General features: G+C 71.7%; 1 protein-coding gene. It reads left to right on the forward strand.

What is annotated here, in order from left to right:
* Positions 1-1,291 precede the first annotated feature (1,291 nt).
* Positions 1,292-1,942: SRPBCC family protein (locus tag ACFFNX_RS48745; protein ID WP_378213270.1), on the forward strand; the 651-nt coding region annotated here is incomplete at its 3' end.

Genomic DNA, 1,942 nt, shown 5'->3' on the forward strand with positions numbered 1-1,942 from the left:
CACCGTCACACACCCCAACCCGCTCACGCAGAGAAACGATCCGATCGCCAGGAGCGATCTAGGCATGTAGTACTAGCGCCTGTCTCGGAGTCCCCGTTCGCAGCGAGCGCCGAGCAGCGGGGCTTTGAGACATGCCGGATGAGCGCGCGCTCCGAGACATCGGGCCGTCGGCTCACCCGTCGGCGGGGCGCCCGCCGACCTCGCCCTGCCAGGGCTTCGGGGCGAGCTCGCGCATGCCCACTCTGGACCGTGTGGTCGACCATCTCCTCGATCGAGACGGGCCGGGCGTAGGAGGCGGGCACCGAGGGCGCGAGGTCGTACCCACAGGTGCCCGAGGTGCATCGGCGTCTCACGGACGAGGAGCGGCACCGGGCGTCTCTCTTTCAGGCACACGTCGGCGGCCCGGCCGATCAGGTCGTCGGCGTAGGTGCAGGAGATCGCGCCGAGCGTCTTGACCGATCAGGGTGCGACCACCATCGCGTCGGCGGGGAAGGACCCGGCGCGGTATCGGTCGCGCCGTCCCGGAGGCGATGGCTGCGCCGATGTCGCCCGCCCGGCACGCCACGTCGACGAGCGCCCCCACCTCCCCGCAGAGGTACCCCCCTCCGACGGTACGACGCCGGTCACCGCCGACCCGATCCCGGAGGCGCCGGCCACACCGACACCGCCCGACCGGCACGCCACGTCGACAAGCGACCCCACCTCCCCACAGAGCTACCCGCCTCCGACGACGCGGTATCGGTCACCGCCGACCTGGTCCCGGAGGCGACGGCCACACCGACACCGTCCGGCCGGAGGCGATGGCCATGCCGACGTTGCCCGGCCGGTACGCCACGTCGACAAGCGCCCCCACCTCCCGCAGAGGTACCCGCCTCCGACGGTGCGACGTCGGTCCGCCGGTGTCTCGGTTGCGGGAGCCTCCGCCGCCGGGGGCGTCGCCGGGAGCCCCGGTCGCGGGAGTCTCCGGAGGCGCGGGCCGAGACCCGCACTTGTGATGCAGGGGCATGCGCCCGGCGCGCGACGCGATGAGGTGGGTCTCGATACCCGGCTGCTCGCGCAGCAGTGTGAGCATGCGCAGGCCGTACGGGGCCCTGGGATCGCGACGATGACCGTCCGCGTCTCGTTCGGTCGGGGCCGTGGCACCGGACCTCGCGTCGATGGCTGAACGTCCTGTCGACGTCCTCTCCTTCCGGAGTCCTCGCGCCGGTGCTCCCGGGTGTCACGACTCCGGAGAGCGGCGGTACGATCCCCGCTTCGCCGGCGACGGCCTCTCTCCCCCGGAAGGACCCCCATGATCATCGAGAACTCCTTCGACGTCGACGCCGACCCGGATCGAGTGTTCGATTTCCTGCGGAACCCGCACAACGTCGCCACCTGCTTTCCCGGCGCGGAGCTCACCGAGGACCTCGGCGACGACCGGTACAAGGGCAAGGTCAAGATCAAGCTCGGCCCGGTGACGGCGTCCTTCTCCGGGACCGCCCGGATCACCGAGAAGGACGAGGCCGCACGGGTCGCGGTACTGGTCGCGGAGGGCAAGGACACCCGCGGATCGGGCACGGCCAAGGCGACCGCGACGATGCGCGTGGAGCCGACGGACGGCGGTTCCAACGTCCTGCTGAAGACCGACCTGACGATCTCCGGCAGGCTGGCGCAGTTCGGACGCGGCATCATGGCCGACGTATCCAACCGGATGGTGAGCGACCTGGCGACACGGGTACGCGAACGCATCGAGGCAGAGGCGAAGAGCGGGGCGGCCGACGCTCCGGCCGCCGAGATCCCGGCGGCTCCCGCGACCGAGGCTCCGGCGGCATCCCCGGCGGCGAAGGTTCCGACGACGGAGACGGCGGCGACCGACACCGCACCGTCCGGGGCGGGTACCTCCGCGAACACGACCGAGGCCGATGCACCGGCCGCAAACACCAGTTCGGACACCGACACGGGC

Origin of the sequence: Actinoallomurus acaciae (assembly GCF_042429965.1) — a bacterium.
GTDB lineage: Bacteria > Actinomycetota > Actinomycetes > Streptosporangiales > Streptosporangiaceae > Actinoallomurus > Actinoallomurus acaciae.